The organism is uncultured Porphyromonas sp., assembly GCF_934359325.1.
In the GTDB taxonomy this organism is placed as follows: Bacteria; Bacteroidota; Bacteroidia; order Bacteroidales; family Porphyromonadaceae; genus Porphyromonas_A.
This window is the reverse complement of sequence record NZ_CAKRLH010000173.1, coordinates 1-3,416: the sequence shown is the minus strand read 5'-3', so window position 1 is coordinate 3,416 and position 3,416 is coordinate 1. Positions and strand designations below refer to the sequence as shown.

The 3,416-nt window shown below is 59.3% G+C and carries 4 protein-coding genes; all 4 read left to right on the top strand.

Annotation, left to right across the window (positions count from 1 at the left end):
* Positions 1-720: pyruvate kinase (locus Q0F21_RS06440; protein WP_297238431.1), on the top strand; the 720-nt coding region annotated here is incomplete at its 5' end.
* Entirely contained in the window at positions 698-1,369 is a 672-nt protein-coding gene (locus Q0F21_RS06435) for an O-methyltransferase (RefSeq protein ID WP_297238429.1), read from the top strand. The genes Q0F21_RS06440 and Q0F21_RS06435, both read left to right, overlap by 23 nt.
* The gene (locus tag Q0F21_RS06430; protein WP_018107175.1) at positions 1,366-1,767 is read left to right on the top strand and encodes a ribosome-binding factor A; all 402 of its coding nucleotides are present in this window, start codon (positions 1,366-1,368) and stop codon (positions 1,765-1,767) included. Before Q0F21_RS06435 ends, Q0F21_RS06430 begins: the two co-directional genes overlap by 4 nt.
* A gap of 16 nt (positions 1,768-1,783) precedes the next feature.
* Positions 1,784-2,983, top strand: a complete 1,200-nt coding sequence (locus Q0F21_RS06425) for an ABC transporter permease (RefSeq protein ID WP_297238427.1) — start codon at positions 1,784-1,786, stop codon at positions 2,981-2,983.
* Positions 2,984-3,416 lie beyond the last annotated feature (433 nt).

Genomic DNA, 3,416 nt, shown 5'->3' with positions numbered 1-3,416 from the left:
CTGGAGAATATCCCCACCATCCAGCGGTCAATCATCCACATGTGTATCGATCAGAATAAGCCGGTCATCGTCGCCACGCAGATGCTCCATACGATGATCCAGAACCCCCGCCCCACCCGCGCCGAAGTAAGTGACGTCTCCAGCGCCATCATGATGAATACCGATGCGGTCATGCTCAGCGGTGAGACGGCTAATGGGAAGTATCCCGTGGAGGCGGTCAGGACGATGACGAAGATCATCCGCGCTGCCGAGCAGCTCCCACCGACACACTGCTTCTCCGAGCTCACCTGCACCGTCGACCAGGGTCCCGACCTGACCCGATATCTCTCCAAGTGCGCCGTGGAGTCGCTCGCCCTCTTCCCCGAGGTGAGCGCCATCATCAGCGATGCCTACTCCGGCAGGACTGCACGCACTCTCTCTTCCTATCGTGGTGACCGTCCCATCCTGGCACTCTGCTCCCACAAGTCGGTAGCAAGGCAGCTCTCACTCTCCTACGGCGTCGACGCCATCTATCTGGAGAAGGACAAGGAGCATGGCGAAGACAATCATCATTACCTCCTGAGAGGGATCAAGTATCTCCTCGACAAGGGGACGATCACCACCGATGACACGATCGTCTACTGCGGTGGCATGCTCAGTCCTCATATCGGTACGAACACCCTGGAGATGTACCGGATGAAAGACTTCACAGACTTCCATGCCGATAGCTTCAGTAAGTGAGCACCTCAGAGAGCTAGCGATCAACGAGTATGCCGAGCGACATACCGACCGTGAGCCTGAGATCCTGACCCGCCTCACTCGCGAGGCGGACGAGCGTCTGATGTACCCGCGGATGAATTGCGGGCACCTACAGGGTCGACTGCTGAGGATGCTGGTTCGGATCACCGGCGCCAGGGAGGTGCTGGAGCTCGGTACCTACGCCGCTTACTCCACCCACTGCCTCTCGGAGGGACTGCCAGAGGGAGGGCACCTCACCACCATTGATGTCAATGACGAGATGGAGCCTGTGATCCGATCGAGCCTCAGCGAGGCCGGTATCCACGAGAAGGTGACCAGCCTCATCGGCGATGCCAAGGAGCTGCTCCGATCTATGGATCTCTCCCTCTACGACCTGATCTATCTCGATGCGGATAAGAAGGGATACCCCGACTACTACCACCTTATCGTCCCAGCGATGAGACCGGGGGCGCTCCTCATCGCAGACAACACCCTCTGGGGTGGCAAGGTGGCGCAGAGCGACAGCCACGACCCTCAGACCATGGCGCTCCGCTCCTTCAATGACTTAGTCGCTGAGGACCCCTCCGTCGAGAAGGTTCTGATCCCACTCCGTGATGGTCTCACACTTATATATAAGAAAGACAAGATATGAATCCCATACGCACCGCACGCACTGCACGGATGATCCAGAAAGAGCTAAGTGAGCTCCTCCTCGCCGACACGAGACTGACCCGCGGCGTGATCATCAGTGTCACCGAGGTTAGACTGGCACCGGATCTCAGTTCCGCTCGCTGCTACCTGAGTATCTTCCCCGACGCTAAGGGGCCAGAGATCCTCAAGACCCTCCAGTCCAATACCTCCACCATCCGCTACGACCTCGGCAACAGCCTCGCCAGTCGCATGCGGGTGATCCCGGAGCTCTACTTCTACCTCGATCGGTCGGAGGAGTACGCCCGAAAGATCGACGAACTGCTGGACGCCAATCCCACACACGACTACACGAGAGACGAGGAGGCGGAGGGATGGATCTCCAGCCTCTACGAGGAGTAAGTAGGAGAGGACAACTATGGGCTCTGGATCGAGAAGCCTAAGCACGGCACTCTTCATCGCCTGGAGGTACTTTTTCTCCCGAAAGAGTACACAAGCCATACATGTGATCGCCATAGTCTCCGTCACCGCCATCGCCATCATCACGATGGTGATGGTGGTGGCACTCTCGGTCTTCAATGGCTTCGAGCGCTTCACGACTGACCAGTTTGCCACTCTCTGCCCCACCACAGAGATCCGCAGCGGTGACGGGCAGGACTTCGATCCCACCACGCTCTCCCTCCCTGAGGGGATCACTGCAGCGCCGGTCCTCGAGACGCAGGCACTCGCCAAGTGTGGAGAGAATGCGATGCCGGTGACCCTCCTCGGCGTAGACTCCCTCTATCCCCGGGTGGTTCCCATAGCAGATCACCTGGTAGGAGGAGACTTCTACACCGGGAGTGCCGAGTACCCATCTGCTGTACTCGGCGTGGGTGTAGCGGCACAGCTGGGTGCAGGCGTGGGGTACCAGACCCCTCTGACCATCGTCCTCCCCAAGCGACTAGGGCGCATGTCCACGATCCTCCCGCAGCGGAGCTTCGTCACCCGAGATCTCTACGTGGACGGAGTCTTCCAGGTGGACGATGAGTCGGCAGACGAACAGACGATCTACGTCCCGATCGAGCTACTGAGGGAGCTGCTGATGTACGGCGAGGATAGGGTCACCTACCTCGCCACCGACCACCCGGAGGATCGTCAGCTCACCTCCTCCATCGGTCCGGGGTACAAGATCCTCGATATCTATGAGCAAAATCCCCAGGCCTACCGCGTGCTGGAGATCGAGAAGTGGATCACCTTCCTCCTGCTCGTCTTCGTCTTGATCCTCTGCCTCTTCAGCGTTATCTCCACCCTCGGCCTCTTGATCGTGGAGAAGAGGGAGGACACCGAGGTACTCCTCTCTCTCGGGGCGACCCCCAGCACGATCGACAGCATCCTCCACCTGGAGAGCTACCTGCTCTCCCTCACCGGTCTTGTCATCGGCCTTACCACCGGTGTCCTATTGGTGCTTAGCCAGGCCGCCTGGGGCTGGCTCAAGCTCGGCGGCGACACGAGCCTGCTGCTGATCGATGCCTACCCGGTGGAGCTCCGCATCGGCGACCTCCTCTTAGTGAGCGGGATCATCCTCCTCGTGGGCTGGGTCAGCAGCCGGATCGCCTTCCGGCTCTTCAGGGAGAGGTAGGAGTCCCTCTCTTTTATGTGCAGGGCTGACGCGTTAGAGACTCGTCCATCAGCAGCGTAACGCATCCGCAAGGATGCCTGCTCCCTATACTTCGGAGATGAGCGATAAGAGAAACCACCCATCCGCCTGCCTAAGCATCAGCCTCTCGGACGAGCATCAGATAGCCTAACTGTAAGGCTCCAGCGCATCTGCCCTGCACCCCCAAACTAAACCCGGTATTAGTGATCACTAAACCCGGGTTTAGTGATCACTAATACCGGGTTTAGAATTCACCGAACTCTATCCAGCTCGATACGATACTCCCTGGTGCCGGGGATCCCTGACGGGATCCACCTCCCGCCGGCATAGGGGTGAATGCGGGATCGGTCGGGGGCGGGGTGAATGAGGAGGGGGAACAGCGGGGAAGCCCCTGCGGGACCGGGTGGGCGAGGTA

Coding starts and splice junctions, on each gene's coding strand:
- Q0F21_RS06435 (WP_297238429.1), top strand. CDS start 698: ATGCCGATAGCTTCAGTAAGTGAGCACCTCAGAGAGCTAGCGATCAAC.
- Q0F21_RS06430 (WP_018107175.1), top strand. CDS start 1,366: ATGAATCCCATACGCACCGCACGCACTGCACGGATGATCCAGAAAGAG.
- Q0F21_RS06425 (WP_297238427.1), top strand. CDS start 1,784: ATGGGCTCTGGATCGAGAAGCCTAAGCACGGCACTCTTCATCGCCTGG.